Consider the following 20990-nt stretch of genomic DNA (forward strand, 5'->3'; position numbering starts at 1 on the left):
CAACCCCAAGCGCACCCTGAGCCATGAGCAAGGAAGAAACCACCCCCGGAGGCCTGCTGTCGAAGGTGGTTCGGTTCGTGAAGAACCCCACGGTGAACTGGACCGAGCTGGACTCCATCCAGGACGACCGGGAGAGCCAGTACAGCAAGCAGATGCTCAAGGAGATGATCGAGCGCAAGCGCCGCAACGACTTCGTGCGGCGCCGCGAGTTCGATCAGCTGCGCAAGCTGCGTCAGCGCGAGGTGCTGCAGGGCCAGCGTGTGGAAGACGCCGCAGGGCGCCCCTCGTTCTTTCAGAGCAGCATGGCATCGCCCGACGAGCGGGCCGTCACGCTCAAGAAGATCGACGAGATCGAAGCGCAGATGTCGCAACAGTGGTGGAAGAGCAAGCAAGGTGCAGAGGCTCCCACGCAACCTGGCGCCATGCCTGTTGCTGCCGACGCAGCTGCGGCCTCTGATTCCGCCCACGCAAGGGCGTATGCGCCCACGGCACCCGGCAGCCTGCCAGCGCCCCTCGAAAACAAGGCCGGTGTCCAGCCGCTGTTTGCCGATGACAGCATGGCCATTGGCCGGTTTGGCGGCACCGATGCGCAAATGCTCGCGGGTGCAGGTCCTGGCGAAGCGTCCTTCAGCCTTGCGGCAGCTACTGCGGTAACGCCAGCGCCCGCATCCGAACCGGAGGAATTCGTGCACGAACCCGATTTAGAAGAAGCTGCCATCCGGTTTGCCAATGGCGACCACGCCGGGGCTGAGTCCGGCCTGCTCGATGTGCTGGCCCAGCACCAGCAGGATGCGCCCGACGACCAGCTCGAAATCTGGATGACACTGTTCGACCTGTACCGTGCAACGGGCCAGCATGACCGGTTTGACACGCTGGCCATCGACTTCGCCGCCCAGTACAGCCGCTCCGCTCCGCTGTGGTTCTCCATGCCCGAGCAATTGGGCATGGCACCGCCCGCCGCAGCGGCTGCGCCTGGAACGGCTGCAGCCGCACCGGCAGGCGCGGTGCGCCGCGATTTCAGCTGGAACGCGCCGCCCACGCTGGCTGTGTCTTCGGTGGCCGCACTCCAGGCCTCGCTGGCACGCGCCGCCTCGCCCTGGACCCTGTCCTGGGCCCGCTTGGGCGCTATCGATGACGCTGCCGTGCCTTTGCTGGCGGACCAGTTCACCCAGTGGGCCGAGCGTGATGTGCAACTGGTGTTCTCCGGGGTAGAAAAGCTCAACGCCCTGCTGGATGCCAAAACCCAGTCCGGTGACCGCTCTACCAGCCCTGAGTGGTGGAGCCTGCGCATGGCGGCGCTGCGGCTCATGGGCAAGCCAGATGAGTTCGAGCTGGTGGCGCTGGATTACTGCGTCACCTACGAAGTCTCACCGCCGTCGTGGGCGTCGCCGCGCTGCGGGTATTCGGACAACGAGGGTGTGTCTTCGGGCTCGGCGCCTCTGGCGGCCGACAGCGACTTCATGGCCTCCGACCTGGGTGAGTTGTCCGCCCCCGCTCCGCTGGAGGCGGGCCCTGTGGCGCAGCTCAGCGGCTATATCGATGGTGATGCCACGCCACTGCTGGAGCCTTTCCAGGCCTTCCTGCGCCCGGGTGTGCCGCTGACCATTGCCTGCGACAAGCTCATTCGTGTGGACTTCGCGGCTGCGGGCTCGGTGCTCAACTGGGCGGCCGAGCAGCAGGGCCACGGCCATGTGATCCAGTTCCAGAACCTGCAGCGGCTGGTGGCGATTTTCTTCAACGTGATCGGTATCAACGAGCACGCTTGGGTGGTACCCCGAAAGAACTGAAGCCTCCATGGGGCGCACCACCAGTGCGGCGGAGCAACCCTTGCGCGTCGGCTGGGTGCGGGCCGTGATCGTTGCATAGTTTTTTGGTGGGCTGCAGGGCCACGGATTCGCTGGCTGCTCGTGGCAGGTAGTGTTCGGTTTCGCCTTGAAAGCGCTGCCCGTGCCCTCAACTTTCGCAGCTATGGACTCATCAAACGACAACCACCCGGTGTTCCACGGCACCACCATCCTGAGCGTACGCCGCCAGACGCCCCAGGGCGTTCAAGTGGCCATTGGCGGGGATGGCCAGGTCACCCTGGGCAACATCGTGGTCAAGGGCACGGCGCGCAAGGTGCGCAAGCTGCACCACGGCAAGGTGCTGGCTGGTTTTGCGGGCGCCACGGCCGATGCCTTCACCCTGTTTGAGCGCTTTGAAGCCAAGCTCGAAAAACACCAGGGCCACCTGGTACGGGCAGCCATTGAACTCACCAAGGACTGGCGCACCGACCGCGTGCTGCGCCGCCTCGAAGCCATGCTCGCCGTGGCCGATCTGGAGGCCTCGCTCATCATCACCGGCAATGGCGACGTGCTGGAGCCCGAGCAGGGCATCGTGGCCATTGGATCGGGCGGGGCCTACGCGCACTCGGCCGCCAAGGCTTTGCTCAACCACACCGACCTCTCTGCGCAGGAAATCGTCAAGAAGTCGCTGGAGATTGCCGGCGAGTTGTGCATCTACACCAACATGAACCACACCATAGAGACCTTGTAGGCCGGGTGTTTTTTGCAGGGCGGTCTTTACCGCATTTGATACGTTTTTGATAGCTGCTAGCGCTTGATAGATAAGCGCTAGAGCCAAATTTGACTGGAATTTTCGCCATGTCGTCCATGACCCCCCAGGAAATCGTCTCCGAGCTGGACCACCATATCGTGGGCCAGGCCAGTGCCAAGCGTGCCGTGGCCATTGCGCTGCGCAACCGCTGGCGCCGCCAGCAGGTCGAAGGCAGCCTGCGCCAGGAGATCACACCCAAGAACATCCTCATGATCGGCCCGACCGGCGTGGGCAAGACCGAGATTGCGCGCCGCCTGGCCAAGCTGGCCGATGCGCCCTTCATCAAGGTCGAAGCCACCAAGTTCACTGAGGTCGGCTATGTCGGCAAGGACGTGGATTCCATCATCCGCGACCTGGCCGAGATGGCTGTCAAGCAAACCCGCGAGTCCGAGATGAAGAAGGTGCGCACCCGCGCCGAAGATGCTGCCGAGGAGCGCATCCTGGACGTGCTGATTCCCCCTGCCCGCGCAGCCGCAGGCACCGAGCCCGCGGCTGACAACACGGCCCGCCAGGTCTTTCGCAAGAAGCTGCGCGAAGGCGCGCTGGCCGACAAGGAGATCGAGATCGACGTGGCCGAAGGCCGCCCCCAGCTCGAAATCATGGGCCCCCAGGGAATGGAAGAAATGGCCGAGCAATTGCGTGGCATGTTCAGCCAGATGGGGCAGGACAAGCGCAAGACCCGCAAGCTCAAGATTGCCGAGGCCCTCAAGCTCATCACCGACGAAGAGGCGGGCAAGCTCGTCAACGAGGAAGAGATCAAGACCCGCGCTGTTGCCAATGCCGAGCAGAACGGCATCGTCTTCATCGACGAGATCGACAAGGTGGCTGCGCGCCAGGAAACCAGTGGTGCCGACGTGTCGCGCCAGGGCGTACAGCGCGACCTGCTGCCGCTGGTGGAGGGCACCACGGTGTCCACCAAGTACGGCATGATCAAGACGGACCACATCCTGTTCATCGCATCCGGGGCGTTCCACCTGTCCAAACCCAGCGATCTGATCCCGGAGCTGCAGGGGCGCTTCCCCATCCGGGTCGAGCTGGAGTCGCTGTCGGTCAAGGACTTTGAGGCCATCCTCACGCAGACCCATGCGTCCCTGGTCAAGCAGTACCAGGCCCTGCTGGCCACCGAAGGCGTCACGCTCGAATTTGCGCCCGAGGGCATCACGCGCCTGGCGCACATCGCCTTTGAGGTGAACGAGCGCACGGAGAACATCGGGGCACGCCGCCTGTCCACGGTGATGGAGCGCTTGCTGGACGAGGTGAGTTTTGATGCGACCCGCCTATCGGGTCAGACCATCACCATTGACGCTGCCTATGTGGACGCCCGCCTGCAGACACTGAGCCGGGACGAGGACCTTTCACGCTACATCCTGTGACCACTCGGTCAAGCCTTGAGAGGTCACTTTCATAGGCCTCTCTAAGTGCTTATTTTTCAACGACTTTTGGCTTTTTAATCTCTGCAAAGTCGCGTCTAAGTCGTTGATTTCATTACAAAAGTTTGTTGGGCACCCTCTTGTTCGGTGTGCTTTTCCTGCTACAGTGCAAAAAAGTGCAATTAAGTGGTGAAAAGTGCCCTCAAGGTCCATTGCACGGACCCCCGAGGCGCAAAACCGAATTGGAAATCTGTCCGTGTTTCAAGGTGCCTCGTCGCTGAGTCTCGATGCGAAGGGTCGGCTGTCTGTGCCGACCCGGCATCGTGACGTCCTGGCGGCCACGGCATCCGGTCAGCTCACCATCACCAAACACCCGCACGGCTGCCTGATGGTGTTCCCCCGCCCCGAGTGGGAGAAGTTCCGCGAGCGCATTGCCCAGCTGCCCATGTCCGCCCAGTGGTGGAAGCGCATTTTTCTGGGCAACGCCATGGATGTGGACATGGACGCCACGGGCCGCGTGCTGGTTTCGCCCGAGCTGCGTGAAGCAGCCGGTATCTCCAAAGACACCATGCTGCTGGGCATGGGCAACCATTTCGAACTTTGGGACAAGGCTACCTACGACGAGCAGGAGGCCAAGGCCATGCAGGGCGAGATGCCGGATGTCTTCAAGGACTTTTCCTTCTAAGGCGCGCTGTGACATCCCCCCTGCAACACACCACCGTCCTGCTCAATGAGGCCGTGGATTCTCTCCTGGGCGGCGCAAGCCCTGAGCCTGCGGGCACCTGGGTCGATGCGACCTTTGGGCGCGGTGGGCACTCTCGCCTCATCCTCCTTCGGCTGGGGCCGCAGGGGCGCCTTGTGGCCTTCGACAAGGATCCCGAAGCCATCGCCGAAGCAACGCGCATCACCGATGCGCGTTTTTCCATTCGGCACGAGGGTTTCCGCCATCTGGCCGATCTGCCGCCCGCCAGTGCTGCGGGCGTGCTGATGGACCTGGGCGTGAGCTCGCCCCAGATCGACAGCCCCGAGCGGGGCTTCAGTTTCCGTTTTGACGGCCCGCTGGACATGCGCATGGATACCACGCGCGGCGAAAGCGTGGCTGATTGGTTGGCCACGGCCGAAGTCGGTCAGATTGCGGAGGTGATACGTGACTACGGTGAAGAACGGTTTGCTGGCCCCATTGCAAAGGCGATTGTTGCTCGGCGCGAAGAACGGGGTCCTCTTTCAACTACCGCAGAACTTGCCGATCTCGTGGCTGGCGCGGTCAAAACCCGCGAAGCGGGCCAGAACCCTGCAACGCGCACATTTCAAGCTCTTCGGATTTTCATCAACGCCGAGCTTGAAGAGCTGCAACAGGCGCTAGAGGCCAGCCTCTCGGTGCTGCAGCCGGGCGGGCGGCTGGTAGTCATCAGCTTTCATTCGCTGGAAGACCGCATCGTCAAACAGTTCATCGCCAAACACTCCAAGGAGGTGTACGACCGTCGCGCACCGTTTGCCGCGCCGCAGGCCATGAAGCTCATCGCGCTGGACCGCATCAAGCCCAGTGCTGCCGAAGTGGCCGCCAACCCCCGCTCGCGCAGCGCCATCATGCGCGTGGCCGAGCGCACGGCGGTCGTCTGACATGACCAGGCTCAACGTGGTCCTGTTGCTGGCGGTGCTGGCCAGCGCGATCTATCTGGTGCACACCCAGTATGAATCGCGCCGCCTGTTCACCGAGCTGGACCGCGCTGTGGCCGAGGCCCGTCGTCTGGAAACCGAGCACCAGCGCCTGCAGGTGGAAAAGCGCGCCCAGGCCACGCCGCTGCGGGTGGAGAAGATCGCGCGTGCCCAGCTGAACATGCGCACGGCCACGCCGGCCATCACGCAGTATGTGTCTGACCCACAGGGTGTTGCGGCGGCGGCTGCTGCAGCGGCCGCATCGCAGCCGGCAGGGGTGCAGCCATGAGCCGCAGCGTGCTCTACACCTCCAGCCCGCTGCTGGCCAGCAAGACGCCGGTCTGGCGCAGCAAGTTCATCGTGGCGATGATTGCGCTGGGTTTTCTGGGGCTGGCGGGGCGCGCTGCCTATGTGCAGGTGTTTGGCAACGCCTTCTTTCAGCGCCAGGGCGAAGTGCGTTTTGCGCGCACGCTGGAGCTGCCCGCCAACCGCGGCAAGATTGTGGACCGCAACGGATTGATCCTCGCCTCCAGCGTGCCGGCGGCCAGCATCTGGGCCATCCCCGAAGACGTGGACCAGGACAGGCCCGAGGTGCGCGCCAAGCTCAAGCAGCTGGCCAAACTGCTCGACATGCCGCAGGCCGAGCTGCAGAAAAAGCTGGCGGATGAAGACAAGACCTTTGTCTGGATCAAGCGCCAGCTCGACTGGGATGTGGGCCAGCAGATTGCTGCGCTCGACATCAAGGGCATCTACCAGCGCAAGGAATACAAACGCCAGTACCCCGAGGGTGAAGCCGCTGCGCACGTGGTGGGCTTCACCAACGTGGAAGACCATGGCCAGGAAGGCATGGAACTGGCGTTCGACAAGGAGCTCGCGGGCAAGCCGGGCTCGCGCCGCGTGATCAAGGACCGCCTGGGACGCGTGGTCGAAAGCGTGGGCGAAACCGTGCCGCCGGTCGATGGCAAGGACATGCAGCTGTCCATCGACAGCAAGGTGCAGTTTTTTGCCTACCAGAAGCTGCGCGACCAGGTGGCCGCGCACAAGGCCAAGGCGGGCAGTGTGGTGGTGCTCGATGCGCACACAGGCGAGCTGCTGGCGCTGGCCAACTACCCGAGCTACGTGCCCGACAGGCGCCAGAACCTCACGGGCGAACAGCTGCGCAACCGCGCACTGACCGACGTGTTCGAGCCCGGTTCGACCATGAAGCCCTTCACCATCGGCCTGGCACTGGAGACGGGCCGCGTGCGTCCCGAAACCATCGTGGACACCACACCGGGGCGCATCAACATTACCGGCTCCACCATCTCCGACACGCACAACTACGGCGTGCTGACGGTGGAAGGCGTGATCCAGAAGTCCAGCAACGTGGGCACCACCAAGCTGGCCATGCAGATGCCTGCACGCGAAATGTGGGAGACCTTCTCAGCCGCTGGTTTTGGCCAGAAGCCGCAACTGCATTTCCCCGGTGTGGTGACGGGTCGTCTGCGCCCGTACAAGACCTGGCGCCCGGTGGAGCAGGCCACCATGTCGTATGGCTACGGCCTGTCGGCCAGCCTGTTCCAGATGGCGCGCTCGTACACGGTGTTTGCCAACGGTGGCCGGGTGATTCCCGCCACCATGCTCAAGACGGCCGAGCCCGCCGTGGGCGTGCCGGTATTTTCCGAGCGCACGGCCGACCAGGTGCGCAAGATGCTGCAGATGGCTGCAGGCCCTGGTGGCACCGGCCAGAAGGCCCAGACCGTGGGCTACTCGGTGGGCGGCAAGTCGGGCACGGCGCGCAAGCAGGTGGGCAAGAACTACGCTTCGGGCAAGTACCGCGCGTGGTTCACCGGCATGGCGCCCATCGACAAGCCCCGCATCATCGTGGCCGTGATGATTGACGAGCCCAGCAATGGCGTGTTCTACGGCGGTGCCGTGGCTGCACCGGTGTTCAGTGAAGTCGTGCAGCAGACGCTGCGCATGATGGGCGTGCAGCCCGACATGGCGGTCAAGCCACAGATCGTGGCCAACGCGGTGGAGGAATCGCTATGACGACGGTGCCTTTGCTCCAATCGGTGCACGATGCCGTGGCCTGGCTGCGCGAGCGGGTGACCGGCACCCTGCAGACCGACAGCCGCCAGATCCGTCCCGGCGATGGTTTCATCGCCTGGCCAGGCGCTGCCACCGACGGCCGCGCCCACGTCGGCGATGCGTTTGCTCGGGGTGCTGTGGCTTGCCTGGTGGAGCACGAGGGTGTCGAGGCCTTTGCGCTGCAAGGTTTGCCCGTGGCGGCACTCCATGGCCTGAAGGCCGCCACCGGCCTGATTGCGGCCGACTGGTTCGACCAGCCCACGCAGCGCCTGGACGTGCTGGCCGTGACGGGCACCAACGGCAAGACCAGCACCAGCTGGTGGCTGGCCGAAGCCCTCAATGTGCTATCAAAAAATGAGCTTATTGCGCAAGGTGGATGCGCGCTGGTAGGCACTTTGGGCATGGGAACGCCGCCTGCACTCACCAGCACGGGCATGACCACCCCCGACCCGGTGCGCTTGCAGCGCGCGTTCCAGCAGTTCGCCGATGCGGGCCGCACGGCCTGCGCCATTGAGGCCTCTTCCATCGGCCTGGCCGAGCACCGCATGGCAGGCACGCGCATCCGTGTTGCCTTGTTCACCAACTTCACGCAGGACCATCTGGACTACCACCCCGGCATGGCGGCCTACTGGCAGGCCAAGAGCGTGCTCTTTGACTGGCCGGGCCTGCAGGCTGCGGTGGTCAACATCGACGATGCACGCGGCGCCGAGCTGCATGCCACGTTGGCAGACCGGCTGCTGGACCTGTGGAGTGTGTCCATCACCGGCCCCGCCCGTCTGGCGGCGCGCGACATCAGCATGGGCGAAGGTGGGCTGCGCTTCACCGTGGCCGAAGGTGTGCACACGCATGTGCTGCAGACCCGCGTGATCGGGCAGTACAACGTCTCCAACCTGCTGGGTGTGCTGGCCGGGCTGCGCGCGCTGGGCGTGCCGCTGCAGCACGCGCTGTATGCCTGCGCCCAGCTTTCGCCGGTGCCGGGCCGCATGGAGCAGATCCACCACCCTGGCCAGCCCCTGGTGGCCGTGGACTACGCCCACACGCCCGATGCGCTGGACAAGGCGTTGCAGGCCCTGCGCCCGATCGCGCAGGAGCGCGGCGGCCAGCTCTGGTGCGTGTTTGGCTGTGGCGGCGACCGCGACGCAGGCAAGCGCCCGTTGATGGGCGCCGTCGCCCAGCACCATGCCGACCGGGTGGTGGTGACCAGCGACAACCCGCGCAGCGAAGACCCTGCGGCCATCCTGCACCAGATTCTGCAAGGCACCATCGCTGGCAACACCGTGCGCGCCGAGCCCGACCGCGCCGCTGCCATTGCGCTGGCCATTGCCGAGGCAGCGCCCGCCGATGTGGTGCTGATCGCCGGCAAGGGCCACGAAGACACCCAGGAGACGGCCGGTGTGCGCCAGCCGTTCTCTGACATGGCCCATGCGCAGACCGCGCTGCAGGCCCGAGGAGCCCGTCCATGACCGCCACCCCTGGGGTGATGATGACCCTGGCGCAGGCGTTTGCGCTGCTTCAGCCGCGCATTCCCTCCGCCCGCCTGGTGGGCGATGGCGCCACGCCGCTCGCACGCGTGCACACCGACACGCGCACGCTGCAGGCGGGCGACCTGTTTGTGGCGCTCAAGGGCGAGCGGTTTGACGCCAATGCGTTCTTGCCCGACGCCCGCGCTGGTGGCGCCGCTGCTGCCATCGCCCACGGCGGCCTTGTCGCCGCAGGCCTGCCGGGCATCGAGGTGCCGGACAGCCTGGCGGCGCTGGGCGCGCTGGCTGCAGCGTGGCGGGCGCAGTTCAGCCTTCCGTTGGTCGGCGTGACGGGCAGCAACGGCAAAACCACGGTGACGCAGATGATTGCGTCCATCCTGCGCGCCTGGAAGGGTGAGGCTGCCTTTGCCACGCAGGGCAATTTCAACAACGACATCGGCGTGCCGCTGATGCTTCTGCGCCTGCGGGCCAGCCACGCCGCCGCCGTGATCGAAATGGGCATGAACCACCCGGGCGAGATCGCCACGCTGGCCGCCATGGCGCAGCCCACGGTGGCGCTGGTCAACAACGCGCAGCGTGAGCACCTGGAGTTCATGCACACGGTGGAAGCCGTGGCCCGCGAGAACGGCTCGGTGTTCGCCAGCCTGCCTGCCGACGGGGTGGCCGTGTTTCCTGTGGGGGATGCCTACACGGGCCTCTGGCGCTCGCTGGCGGCAGGGCGCCGCGTTGTCACTTTTGGCGACGGTGGCGATGTGGCCTGCGCGCAAGCTACGTGGGGCCAGGGCGCTTGGGCCGTCACACTGGCCACGCCACAAGGCGAAGTGGCCACCCACCTGCACATTGCGGGGCGCCACAATGTGACCAATGCACTGGCAGCCGCTGCCTGCACGCTGGCGGCGGGGGCGCCCCTGGCCGCCATCGCCCAAGGGCTGAACCACTTTGTGCCAGTCAAGGGCCGCTCGCGCGCTTTCAGCGTGCACTGCGCGGGCCGCGACATCACCGTGGTGGACGACACCTACAACGCCAACCCCGACTCCATGCGTGCCGCCATCGACGTGCTGGCCGAGTTGCCCGGCCCGCAACTGCTGGTGCTTGGCGACATGGGCGAGGTGGGCGACCAGGGCCCGCAGTTCCACGCCGAGGCCGGTGCCCATGCGCGTGCGGCAGGCATCCCCCTGCTGTTCGCGCTGGGCGCGCAGTCGGTGCACGCCGCCACGGCCTATGGAGGTGCCCGGCATTTCAACGATATGAGTGCGCTGCTGGTGGCAGTGCGCGATGCCCTGTCCACCGTGGGCAGTGTGCTGGTCAAGGGATCGAGATTCATGAAGATGGAACAGGTGGTGGAGGCGATTGCCGCCACTGCAGCCGCCGCAGCGCAGCCGCAAGAACAACAACAAAAGCAGAACCGGGCACTGGAGGGACACCATGGCGCAACACTCTGAAGTCACCCGTGTGGTGGCGGCACCCAAGGCCGTGCAAGCGGGGGAGGCCACATGCTGCTGATGTTGTCGCAATGGCTGCAGGGTCTGTCGCCCGAGTTCGGCTTTTTCCGCGTGTTCCAGTACCTCACGTTCCGCGCGGTGATGGCCGCCATGACGGCGCTGCTCATCGGCCTGATTGCGGGCCCCAAGGTGATCCGTGTGCTCACCTCGCTCAAGATCGGCCAGCCCATCCGGGGCTATGCCATGCAGACGCACCTGTCCAAGAGCGGAACGCCCACGATGGGTGGCGTGCTGATCCTGCTGTCGATTGCGATTTCCACGCTGTTGTGGTTCGACCTGTCCAACCGCTTTGTGTGGATCGTGCTCATCGTCACGCTGGGTTTTGGCGCCATCGGCTGGGTGGACGACTGGCGCAAGGTGGTCAACAAGGACCCCGAAGGCATGCGCTCACGCGAGAAGTATTTCTGGCAGTCGGTGATCGGCTTGATTGCTGCGCTGTATCTGGTGTTCAGCATTTCCGAAAGCTCCAACGCCAAGGTGTGGGAGCTGTTCGTGGGTTGGGTGCAGTCGGGCTTCTCGCTGGACCTGCCGCCCAAGGCAGGCTTGCAGCTGCCGTTCTTCAAGGAGATCAGCTACCCGCTGGGCGTGCTGGGCTTCGTGATCCTGACCTACCTCGTCATCGTCGGCTCCAGCAATGCAGTGAACCTGACCGACGGCCTGGACGGCCTGGCCATCATGCCGGTGGTGATGGTGGGTTCGGCACTGGGCGTGTTTGCCTATGTCACGGGCAGCTCGGTGTACTCCAAGTACCTGTTCTTCCCGCACATTCCGGGCGCGGGCGAACTCTTGATCTTCTGCGCCGCCATGGCGGGGGCGGGCCTTGCCTTCCTGTGGTTCAACGCGCACCCAGCCCAGGTGTTCATGGGAGACGTGGGTGCGCTGGCGCTGGGTGCGGCGCTGGGCACCATCGCCATCATCGTGCGGCAGGAAATCGTGCTGGCCATCATGGGCGGCATCTTTGTGGTTGAAGCACTGTCGGTGATGCTGCAGGTGACCTGGTTCAAGTTCACCAAGAAGCGCTACGGAGAAGGCCGCCGCCTGCTCAAGATGGCGCCCCTGCACCACCATTTTGAAAAGAGCGGCTGGAAGGAAACGCAGGTGGTCGTGCGCTTCTGGATCATCACCATGCTGCTGTGCCTCATCGGCCTGTCCACCTTGAAACTGCGATGAACGCTGACGAGCCTCTCATCCGTCCAACGCCCGCCGAACCCGGGGCGCCCGATGCCGCGCGGCCGTTGGCAGGGCCGGGCGCGGACGCCGACGTGAACGCGCCCGCTGGTGACGACTTTTTTGCACCGGACCCCACGGAAACTGTCGATACCGATACCGAGGCGTTGAACACCGATGCGCAGCAGCCCAGCGTGGGCATTGCGGCTGAGCCGTCGTCCCGAGCTGGCGAACCCGTCGCCGCAGTGCCGCCTGAAATGGCCGCGCCGGACGTGACCCCTGCGGCCGGGAACGCAACCGCCAAGGGCCATACCTGGGACCCTGAAGCCGTGCCCGCCATCTCGGCTGCCAAGGCTGCCGCCGAATTCGTGGCGCAGATCTTTGCCGACGTATCGGCGCCCGAGGCCGCGCCCGTCGAGCACAGTGTCGACGTTGAAGACGTTGACGCCCCGGGTGCATCCGGCGCAGAGGCCGAGCCGCAGGTCGCGCCGCGCGAAGCCATGGCCCAGCTGCTGCAAGGTCAGAACATCCTCATCCTGGGGCTGGGCGCCTCGGGCCTGGCCATGGCCCGCTGGTGCGTGCGCTGCGGGGCCGAGGTCACCGTGGCCGACACCCGCGCTGCGCCGCCACAGCTGCCCCTGCTGCAGCAGGAGCTGCCCCAGGTGCGTTTTGTCGCCGGTGCCTTTGATGCCAGCCTGGTGGAAGGCCAAGGCCTGAACGCGGTCTACCGTTCTCCCGGTTTGAGTCCTAAGGCAATAGCTCCTGTTTTGATAGCTGCCAGTGCTTGTGGAATAAGCGCTGGGGGCGAACTAAGTTTGTATTCCATGGCGCTGAACGCGCTGCGGGCATCCCACGGCTACGCACCGGCGGTGCTGGCGATCACCGGTACCAACGGCAAAACCACGGTCACATCGCTCACAGGCCAGCTCGTGGAGCGTTCGGGCAAGAGCGTGGCCGTGGCTGGCAACATCGGCCCTACGCTGCTCGATACCCTGGCGGGCCACATCGACGCGGGCACGCTGCCCGAGGTGTGGGTGCTGGAGTTGTCGAGCTTCCAGCTCGACGGTATGAAGGTGGGTGAAGGGGGCTTCGAGCCCACTGCGGCGACCGTGCTCAACATCACGCAGGACCACCTGGACTGGCACGGTGACATGGCGGCCTACGCGGCGGCCAAGGCGCGCATCTTTGGCCAGACGGGGCTCATGATTTTGAACCGCGAAGACGTGGCCGTGATGCAGATGCTGCCGCCACCCGTGAAGGTCAAGCTGCAAAAGCCCCAGGTGCGTGAGCACCTGACCTTTGGCGCCGACATGCCCCGGCGCCCCGGCGACTTTGGCATTGAGGTCGTGAGCGGTATGCCCTGGCTGGTGCGCGCGATGGACGCGGATGAAACCCGCAAGCGCGGCCGCAACGAAGTGGCGGAAGACCTGCACATCCAGCGCCTGATGCCCGCCGATGCGCTGCGCATCCGGGGCCGCCACAACGCGGTGAACGCGCTGGCTGCGCTGGCCCTGGCCTCGGCCGCAGGCTGCACCTTGGCCCCGCTGCTGTACGGGCTGCGCGAATACCGGGGTGAGCCGCACCGTGTGGAGCCCGTGGCGATCATCAATGGCATTGAGTACTTTGACGACAGCAAGGGCACCAACGTGGGCGCCACGGTGGCGGCCCTTACCGGCCTGGGCGCAGAGCGCCGCATCGTGGTCATCCTGGGTGGCGAAGGCAAGGGGCAGGACTTCTCGCCGCTCGCAGCGCCGGTGTCGCGCTATGCGCGCGCTGTGGTACTCATCGGGCGCGATGCGCCCCAAATCCGCGCTGCGCTGCAGGACTGCGGCGTGGTACTGCTGGATGCCGAGACATTACCCCAGGCGGTGGCTCTGGCCACGCAGCGGGCCCATGCGGGCGATGCCGTGCTGATGTCGCCCGCCTGCGCCAGCTTTGACATGTTCAAGGACTACGAACACCGCGCACAGGTCTTCTGCGACGCGGTGCGCACGCTGGCAGACGATGCCGGGCAATCCCTGGAGGGCATGGCATGACCGCCGACGTGCGCAATTCCACATTGCTGCAGCGGGTGACAGGCTGGTTTGGCGGCCTGCCCGGCAAGGCCGCCGACGTATTGCCGGTGCGCGTGGGCGGCACGGAGTACCGCCAGTCGTCTAGCACGCCGGCCAGCGTGCTGGGCTTCGACCAGGCCCTGTTGTGGGTGGTGGTCGCGCTGCTGGCCTGGGGGCTGGTGATGGTGTATTCGGCCTCGATTGCCATGCCGGACAACCCGCGTTTTGCCAACTATGCCTCCACCCATTTTCTGACCCGCCACGCGATGTATCTGGTGATCGGGTTTGTGGTGGCCTTGCTGGCCTTCCAGGTGCCGATGGCGCTGTGGGAGCGTGCGGCGCCGTGGCTGTTCGTGGTCGCGTTGCTGCTGCTGATCGCGGTGCTGATCCCCGGCGTGGGCAAGGTCGTCAACGGCGCGCGGCGCTGGTTGTCCATCGGACCCATTGGCTTTCAGCCCTCTGAAGTGGCCAAGTTTGCCGTGCTCATCTATGCGGCCGACTACATGGTGCGCAAGATGGAAGTGAAGGAGCGGTTTTTCCGCGCCGTGCTGCCCATGGGCGCTGCCGTGGGCATTGTGGGCGTGCTGCTGCTGGCCGAACCCGACATGGGTGCGTTCATGGTGGTGGCCGTCATCGCCATGGGCATTCTGTTCCTGGGGGGCGTCAACGCCCGCATGTTCTTTCTCATCGCCGGGGTGCTGGTGGCGGCTTTTGGCGTGATGATCGCCAGCTCGCCTTGGCGCCGCGAACGCGTGTTTGCCTACCTCGACCCCTTCAGCGAGGAGCACGCTCTGGGCAAGGGCTACCAGCTCTCGCACTCGCTCATCGCCATCGGGCGCGGTGAGATCTTCGGTGTGGGCCTGGGCGGCAGCGTGGAAAAGCTGCACTGGCTGCCCGAAGCGCACACCGACTTTTTGCTCGCCGTGATCGGCGAGGAGTTTGGCCTGGTGGGCGTGGTCACGCTCATCGTGCTGTTCTTGTGGATGACGCGCCGCATCATGCACATCGGCCGCCAGGCGATTGCCCTGGACCGCGTTTTCGCTGGGCTGGTGGCGCAGGGCGTAGCGATCTGGATCGGCTTTCAGGCCTTCATCAACATGGGGGTGAACCTGGGCGCGTTGCCGACCAAGGGGCTCACGCTGCCGTTGATGAGCTTTGGGGGGTCGGCGATCCTGATGAATCTGGTGGCTCTTGCGGTGGTATTGCGGGTCGACTACGAGAACAAGCTCCTCATGAGAGGGGGCCGCGTATGAGCGCGCAGAAAACTGCTCTGATCATGGCCGGTGGTACCGGCGGCCACATCTTTCCGGGCCTCGCGGTGGCCGAAGAGCTGCGTACGCGTGGCTGGCGTGTGCACTGGCTGGGCGCGCCCGGCAGCATGGAGTCGCGCATCGTGCCCACACACGGCTTCGCCCTTGAACTGATTGACTTCTCGGGCGTGCGCGGCAAAGGCCTCGTCACGCTCGCGTTGCTGCCGCTGCGCCTGTTGCGTGCCTTCTGGCAAGCCCTGCAGGTGGTGCGGCGCGTCAAGCCCGATGTGGTGGTGGGCCTGGGCGGATACATCACCTTTCCGGGCGGCATGATGGGTGTGCTTGCAGGCAAGCCGCTGGTGCTGCACGAGCAGAACTCGGTGGCGGGCATGGCCAACAAGGTGCTGGCCGGTGTGGCCGACCGGGTGTTCACCGCCTTCCCCAACGTGTTCAAACAAGGCCAGTGGGTGGGCAACCCCCTGCGCACGCCGTTCACGCAGCAGCCCGGCCCGGCCGAGCGGTTTGCGGGGCGCACCGGTCCGCTGCGCCTGCTGGTGGTGGGTGGCAGCCTTGGGGCGCGCGCACTCAACGAGATCGTGCCAAAGGCTATTGCCCTGATGCCTGCCGACCAGCGCCCGCAGGTGATTCACCAGAGCGGCGCCACGCAGATCGACGCCCTGCGGGCCAACTATGCGGCTGCAGGGGTCGAGGCGGAGTGCACGCCCTTCATCGATGACACCGCCAGCGCGTTTGCGGCGGCCGACATCATCGTCTGCCGCTCTGGCGCGAGCACGGTCACCGAGATCGCTGCCGTGGGCGCTGCTGCCTTGTTTGTGCCGTTCCCGTCGGCGGTGGACGACCACCAGACCACCAATGCCAGGTTCCTCGTGGATACCGGTGGCGGCTGGCTGGTGCAGCAGCGCGACCTGACGCCCGAAGGGCTGTCGCAAATGCTATTGAAATTGGAGCGCCCTGCGCTTGTAGATATTGCGCTGAAGGCCAAAAACATGCAAAAAATCAACGCCACCCGCGAAGTGGTGACTGCCTGCGAGGAGTTGGCATGAAACACGCGATTCGCCATATCCATTTTGTGGGTCTGGGCGGCGCGGGCATGAGTGGCATCGCCGAGGTGCTGTTCAATCTGGGCTACCGCATCTCGGGCTCGGACCTGGCCGACAGCGCCACGCTGCGCCGCCTGGAAGGGCTGGGCATCAAGACCTGCCTTGGCCATGCGGCTGCGCACATTGACGGTGCCGATGCCGTGGTCACATCAACAGCGGTCACGCCAGACAACCCCGAGGTGCTGGCCGCGCGCGAGAAAAAAATTCCCGTGGTGCCCCGCGCGCTCATGCTGGCGGAGCTGATGCGCCTGAAGCAGGGCATCGCCATTGCCGGCACCCACGGCAAGACCACTACCACCAGCCTGGTGACCAGCGTGCTGGCCGAGGCGGGCCTGGACCCGACCTTTGTGATCGGCGGCAAGCTCAACAGCGCAGGCGCCAACGCCAAGCTGGGCAGCGGCGACTACATCGTGGTCGAGGCCGACGAGTCCGACGCATCGTTCCTGAACCTGCTGCCCGTGATGGCGGTGGTGACCAACATCGACGCCGACCACATGGAAACCTACGGCCACGACTTCGGCCGGCTCAAGGGCGCGTTTGTCGATTTTCTGCACCGCATGCCGTTCTACGGCACGGCGATCCTGTGTGTGGACAGCCCCGCCGTGCGCGACATCCTGCAAAGCGTGACCTGCCCCATCACCAGCTACGGCTTCTCGGAAGACGCGCAGGTGCGCGCCATCAACGTGCGGGCCGAGGCGGGCCAGATGCGCTTTACCGTGCAGCGGCGCAACGGCGTCACGCTGCCCGACATGGAGATCGTGCTCAACCTCGCGGGCGAGCACAACGTGCTCAACGCGCTGTCGGCCATTGCCGTGGCCGTGGAGCTGAACATTCCGGACGAAGCCGTACAGCGTGCGCTGGCCGGCTTCAAGGGCGTGGGCCGGCGCTTCCAGCGTTATGGCGACCTGCCCGCCAAGGACGGCGGCCAGTTCACCGTGATCGACGACTACGGCCACCACCCGGTGGAAATGGCGGCCACCTTGGCTGCCGCACGGGGTGCCTTCCCGGGGCGCCGCCTGGTGCTGGCTTTCCAGCCGCACCGCTACAGCCGCACGCGCGATTGCTTCGAGGATTTTGTGAAGGTCATCGGCAACGCCGATGCCGTGCTGCTCACCGAGGTGTATGCCGCTGGGGAGGCGCCTGTAGTGGCCGCCGATGGTCGATCGCTGGCCCGTGCGCTGCGCGTGGCGGGCCGCGTGGAGCCGGTGTTCATCGACAACGTGGCCGACCTGCCGCAAGCCATTGCCGACAACGCGAAGGACGGCGACGTGGTGATGTGCATGGGCGCAGGGTCGATTGGCGCCGTACCTGGCAAGGTGGTGGAGATGCTACAAAATAGTGAGCTTTCAGCGCTTGAAGGGAGCGCGCTATGACCGTTTTTGATTCCAATTTTGATGTGAAATCCCTGGGCAAGGTTGCTGTGCTGATGGGCGGCGACTCGGCCGAGCGCGAGGTCTCGCTGATGTCTGGTAGCGGCGTGCTGCAAGCGCTGCGTTCGCGCGGGGTGGATGCCCATGCCTTCGACCCCGCGCAGAACGCACTGGGTGACCTGAAGCGCGACGGCTATGCGCGCTGTTTCATCGCGCTGCACGGCCGTCATGGCGAGGACGGTACGGTGCAGGGCGCACTGGAGCTGCTGCGCATCCCGTACACCGGCCCCGGCGTGATGGCCTCGGCCATCGCCATGGACAAGGTCATGACCAAGCGCGTGTGGCTGGCCGAGGGCCTGCCCACGCCGCGTTACGTGTGGCTGGCGCCCGACCGCCAGCAGCGCGAGGTGGTGCGCACCGTGCCCGATGAGCTGGGCCTGCCCCTCATCGTGAAGCCGCCGCGCGAAGGCTCCTCCATCGGCGTGACCAAGGTGCGTGGCTACTCGGACATGCAGGAGGCCGTGCAGCTGTCTGCCCAGTACGACCCCGATGTGTTGTGCGAAGAGTTCATCGAAGGCGAAGAAGTGACCTGCCCCGTGCTGGGCCAGGGCGCCAGTGCCCGTGCGCTGCCAGTGATCCGCATCGTGGCGCCCGATGGCGCCTACGACTACCAGAACAAGTATTTCACTGACGACGTGAAGTACCAGTGCCCGAGCGGCCTGCCCGAAGCTGAGGAGCGCGAGATCCAGCGCATCGTGCTGGAGGCTTACCGCACCCTGGGCTGCCGGGGCTGGGGCCGTGCCGACCTGATGATCCGCGCCAGCGATCGCAAGCCCTTCCTGCTGGAGATGAACACGTCCCCCGGCATGACCGGGCATTCGCTGGTGCCGATGTCTGCACGGGCTTCGGGTATCAGCTACGAAGAGCTGTGCCTGCGCATCCTGGCCGATGCCGCCTTGGACACACCGACAAGGTCGAAGGCCGACTGATGACCCAAACGTTGCCCGCACCGCTGGACGTCAAGCTCATGAACCTGACCGCATCGGTCTTGTTCGTGGGCTGCGTCCTGCTTGTGCTGGCGGCGGGGGCCTGGTGGGTGCTGCGCTACCCGGGCTTTGCGATTGCGCGCATCGTGGTGCAGGGCGAGCTGGTGCACAACAACGCGGTGACCTTGCGGGCCAATGTCGCTCCGCACCTGGTGGGCAATTTCTTCACGGTGGATTTGCGTGCCGCGCGCGAGGCCTTCGAGCAAGTGCCCTGGGTGCGCCGCGCCCAGGTGCGGCGGGTGTACCCCGGCAGCCTGCGCGTGGAACTGCAGGAGCATGACGCCGTGGCGTACTGGGGGCCGGATACCGGCTCTGCGCTGGTCAACAGCCAGGGCGAAGTGTTCGAGGCCAACGTGGGTGATGTGGAACAGGACGGCCTGCCGCGCCTGCTGGGACCTGCGGGCAGCTCCCCCGAGGTGCTGCAGATGTTTGGCCTGCTGCAGCCGGTGTTCAAACCGCTCGGGCTGGAGGTCGAGACGCTGGAGCTGACGGGGCGGGGCGGTTGGCGGGCCACGCTGGACAGCGACGCCGTGGTGGAGCTGGGCGGCGGCACACCGCAGGAGGTGGTGCAGCGCACGCAACGCTTCACGCGCACCCTGACACAGGTGGCTGCGCAGTACGGGCGGCGTGTGGATGCCCTGGAGTCCGCCGACCTGCGGCATGCCGGGGGCTACGCCCTGCGCATGCGCGGTGTGACCACGGTGGTGACCGATACCGCAGCGGCGGCTGCTTCGGCCAGTGCCGTGCGCAGGAGGTAATGGCATGCAGCAACAGCAACAGCGCTGGTGTGTGGAGCGGGACGCAGGTGGGTTCGTGAATGGGGCCGTGGGGCGGCGGGACAGAACAGAGAAGGGCAGAGACTGATATGGCAAGAGAATACAAAGACGTTGTGGTAGGGCTGGACATCGGCACCGCCAAGGTCATGGCCGTGGTGGCCGAGGTCCTGCCCAATGGCGAGCTCAAGCTTGCAGGCTTGGGCGTGGCCCCGAGCAATGGCCTCAAGCGCGGTGTGGTGGTGAACATCGACGCTACCGTGCAAAGCATCCAGCAGGCCCTGAAAGAGGCCGAGCTGATGGCCGACTGCAAGATCCAGCGTGTGTACACCGGCATCACCGGCAGCCATATCCGGGGGCTCAACTCCAGCGGCATGGTGGCCGTGAAGGACAAGGAAGTCACCTCGGCCGACGTGGCGCGCGTGGTCGAGACGGCCAAGGCCATCAACATCAGCAGCGACCAGCGCCTCTTGCTGGTGGAGCCGCAGGAGTTCGTGATCGACGGGCAGGATGTGAAAGAGCCCATCGGCATGAGCGGCATCCGCCTGGAGGCCAAGATCCACATCGTGACCGGTGCGCAGAGCGCGGCCGAAAACATCATCAAGTGCGTACGCCGTTGCGGCCTGGAGGTCGAGCAGCTCATGCTGAACCCGCTGGCCAGCAGCCAGGCCGTGCTGACCGACGACGAGCGCGAGCTCGGTGTGGTGGTGGTGGACATCGGCGCGGGCACGACGGATGTGGCCATCTTCACCGGCGGCGCGATCCGCCACACGGCTGTGATCCCGATTGCGGGCGACCTCATCACCAGCGACATCGCCATGGCGCTGCGCACGCCCACCAAGGACGCTGAAGACATCAAGGTCGAAAGTGGCTACGCCAAACAACTGCTGGCCGACCCCGAGGCGCAGGTGGAAGTGCCGGGCCTGGGCGACCGCAGCCCGCGCATGCTGAGCAAGCAGGCGCTGGCCGGTGTGATCGAGCCGCGGGTGGAAGAAATTTTCTCGCTCGTGCAGCAGGTGGTGCGCGAGTCGGGCTATGAAGAAGTGCTGTCGTCGGGCATCGTGCTCACAGGCGGCAGCTCGGTGATGCCCGGCATGATCGAGTTGGGCGAAGACATCTTCCTCAAGCCCGTGCGCCGAGGCATTCCCAAGTATTCCAGCGCGTTGTCTGACATGGTGGCCCAGCCCCGTGCTGCTACCGTCATGGGCCTTCTCGAAGAGGCCCGGCTGGCCCGTTTGCGCGGCTTCAAGGTGGCGCAAAAGAGCGGGTCCATGAAGACGGCGTTCGGCCGTTTCAAAGATTTCATTGTGGGGAATTTCTGACCATGAAATACCCAGGAATGAGCGCCGCCGGGCCGCCCCAAGGCGCGAAGGCCCCCTTGGGGGGCAGCGCAGCACACGCAGTGGCAAGCGTGGGGGCCTTGTGGTTAGCCCGTGGTAGCCCGCACGGCACTGCACGAGAGCGATGGCGATGTACAGGACCGCCTCGTTCTCCAGCCACCAGTACCCCCTTCCCCATATGGCAATTGCCTACGA

At 65.5% G+C, this 20990-nt stretch carries 17 protein-coding genes; all 17 read left to right on the forward strand.

Annotated elements, in window-relative coordinates; translation table 11 throughout:
* Positions 1 to 23: 23 nt before the first annotated feature.
* The 17 genes from EXV95_RS20995 to ftsA all read left to right on the forward strand — a co-directional run bounded on the left by EXV95_RS20995 (position 24) and on the right by ftsA (position 20777).
* Entirely contained in the window at positions 24 to 1787 is a 1764-nt protein-coding gene (locus tag EXV95_RS20995) for an STAS domain-containing protein (protein WP_176888329.1), read from the forward strand.
* 181 nt (positions 1788 to 1968) lie between these two features.
* Positions 1969 to 2535: an ATP-dependent protease subunit HslV gene (gene hslV, locus EXV95_RS21000; RefSeq protein WP_176888330.1), complete on the forward strand. Its 567-nt coding sequence runs from the start codon at positions 1969 to 1971 to the stop codon at positions 2533 to 2535.
* A 107-nt stretch (positions 2536 to 2642) separates the two neighbouring features.
* Positions 2643 to 3968, forward strand: coding sequence for an ATP-dependent protease ATPase subunit HslU (gene hslU / locus EXV95_RS21005; protein ID WP_176888331.1), 1326 nt, complete (start codon positions 2643 to 2645; stop codon positions 3966 to 3968).
* Between the two features lie 253 nt (positions 3969 to 4221).
* Positions 4222 to 4650, forward strand: coding sequence for a division/cell wall cluster transcriptional repressor MraZ (gene mraZ, locus EXV95_RS21010; RefSeq protein WP_008903734.1), 429 nt, complete (start codon positions 4222 to 4224; stop codon positions 4648 to 4650).
* A gap of 8 nt (positions 4651 to 4658) precedes the next feature.
* Positions 4659 to 5585, forward strand: coding sequence for a 16S rRNA (cytosine(1402)-N(4))-methyltransferase RsmH (gene rsmH / locus EXV95_RS21015; protein WP_055399576.1), 927 nt, complete (start codon positions 4659 to 4661; stop codon positions 5583 to 5585).
* A 1-nt stretch (position 5586) separates the two neighbouring features.
* Positions 5587 to 5910, forward strand: coding sequence for a cell division protein FtsL (gene ftsL / locus EXV95_RS21020; protein WP_176888332.1), 324 nt, complete (start codon positions 5587 to 5589; stop codon positions 5908 to 5910).
* A complete protein-coding gene (locus EXV95_RS21025; protein ID WP_176888333.1) occupies positions 5907 to 7652 on the forward strand; it encodes a penicillin-binding protein 2 in 1746 nt (581 codons plus the stop codon). Before ftsL ends, EXV95_RS21025 begins: the two co-directional genes overlap by 4 nt.
* On the forward strand, positions 7649 to 9154 hold the full coding sequence (locus EXV95_RS21030; protein WP_176888334.1) for a UDP-N-acetylmuramoyl-L-alanyl-D-glutamate--2,6-diaminopimelate ligase: 1506 nt from the start codon (positions 7649 to 7651) through the stop codon (positions 9152 to 9154). The genes EXV95_RS21025 and EXV95_RS21030 overlap by 4 nt, the downstream gene beginning before the upstream one ends.
* The gene (murF, locus tag EXV95_RS21035) at positions 9151 to 10614 is read left to right on the forward strand and encodes a UDP-N-acetylmuramoyl-tripeptide--D-alanyl-D-alanine ligase (protein ID WP_176888335.1); all 1464 of its coding nucleotides are present in this window, start codon (positions 9151 to 9153) and stop codon (positions 10612 to 10614) included. The genes EXV95_RS21030 and murF overlap by 4 nt, the downstream gene beginning before the upstream one ends.
* A 51-nt stretch (positions 10615 to 10665) precedes the next feature.
* Positions 10666 to 11844 (forward strand): phospho-N-acetylmuramoyl-pentapeptide-transferase, encoded by a 1179-nt coding sequence (gene mraY, locus EXV95_RS21040; RefSeq protein WP_121507542.1) that lies wholly within the window; start codon positions 10666 to 10668, stop codon positions 11842 to 11844.
* Positions 11841 to 13877, forward strand: a complete 2037-nt coding sequence (gene murD, locus EXV95_RS21045; RefSeq protein ID WP_370460121.1) for a UDP-N-acetylmuramoyl-L-alanine--D-glutamate ligase — start codon at positions 11841 to 11843, stop codon at positions 13875 to 13877. The genes mraY and murD overlap by 4 nt, the downstream gene beginning before the upstream one ends.
* A complete protein-coding gene (ftsW, locus tag EXV95_RS21050; RefSeq protein ID WP_055399564.1) occupies positions 13874 to 15148 on the forward strand; it encodes a putative lipid II flippase FtsW in 1275 nt (424 codons plus the stop codon). The genes murD and ftsW overlap by 4 nt, the downstream gene beginning before the upstream one ends.
* Positions 15145 to 16209, forward strand: a complete 1065-nt coding sequence (murG, locus tag EXV95_RS21055) for an undecaprenyldiphospho-muramoylpentapeptide beta-N-acetylglucosaminyltransferase (RefSeq protein ID WP_176888336.1) — start codon at positions 15145 to 15147, stop codon at positions 16207 to 16209. Before ftsW ends, murG begins: the two co-directional genes overlap by 4 nt.
* A complete protein-coding gene (gene murC, locus EXV95_RS21060; RefSeq protein WP_055399560.1) occupies positions 16206 to 17639 on the forward strand; it encodes a UDP-N-acetylmuramate--L-alanine ligase in 1434 nt (477 codons plus the stop codon). Before murG ends, murC begins: the two co-directional genes overlap by 4 nt.
* Complete coding sequence (locus EXV95_RS21065; RefSeq protein WP_055399558.1) at positions 17636 to 18625, forward strand: D-alanine--D-alanine ligase; 990 nt, start codon at positions 17636 to 17638, stop codon at positions 18623 to 18625. Before murC ends, EXV95_RS21065 begins: the two co-directional genes overlap by 4 nt.
* Positions 18625 to 19440: a cell division protein FtsQ/DivIB gene (locus EXV95_RS21070; RefSeq protein WP_121422313.1), complete on the forward strand. Its 816-nt coding sequence runs from the start codon at positions 18625 to 18627 to the stop codon at positions 19438 to 19440. The genes EXV95_RS21065 and EXV95_RS21070 overlap by 1 nt, the downstream gene beginning before the upstream one ends.
* A gap of 107 nt (positions 19441 to 19547) precedes the next feature.
* A complete protein-coding gene (ftsA, locus tag EXV95_RS21075) occupies positions 19548 to 20777 on the forward strand; it encodes a cell division protein FtsA (RefSeq protein WP_008903721.1) in 1230 nt (409 codons plus the stop codon).
* The last annotated feature ends 213 nt before the right edge of the window (positions 20778 to 20990 follow it).

The organism is Acidovorax sp. JMULE5, from assembly GCF_013376875.1.
In the GTDB taxonomy this organism is placed as follows: domain Bacteria; phylum Pseudomonadota; class Gammaproteobacteria; order Burkholderiales; family Burkholderiaceae_C; genus Acidovorax; species Acidovorax facilis.